The organism is Aureispira sp. CCB-QB1, assembly GCF_000724545.1.
Lineage (GTDB): Bacteria > Bacteroidota > Bacteroidia > Chitinophagales > Saprospiraceae > Aureispira.
Genome location: NZ_JHBV01000119.1, coordinates 1 through 389, shown reverse-complemented (window position 1 = coordinate 389; position 389 = coordinate 1). Strand labels below are relative to the sequence as shown.

General features: G+C 43.2%; 1 protein-coding gene. It reads left to right on the top strand.

Going from position 1 to position 389, the window contains the following annotated elements; genetic code table 11:
• Window positions 1–389 (top strand): hypothetical protein (locus CG11_RS26480; RefSeq protein WP_156039929.1); only part of this gene is annotated, 389 nt, incomplete at both ends.

Genomic DNA, 389 nt, shown 5'->3' with positions numbered 1-389 from the left:
GCCGGTTGTCAAATGGATACTTGTATTACCATTGCTGACCCAGTACAATTAGCAGCCACCTACACCGCTGTTGATGTCTTGTGTCATGGAGATGCCAACGGACAAATCTTAGTCAATGCCACTCCTGGAACAGGAACCTTAGGAGTCAATGGTTATGAATATAAAATTACAGGACCTGGTCAAACAGGCAATGTCTTTAGCAATATCAATACTTACAACAATTTAGGAGCAGGTTCTTACACCGTTTTTGTACGAGATGGAAACAACTGTGAGATTGCACTGCCCATCTCTATTGGAGAACCTGATTCTGTTTTAATTGATTCCGTTATCGTGACAGATGTTTCTTGTCACGGGACGGCAACAGGAAGTGCGACAGCTTATCCAAGTGG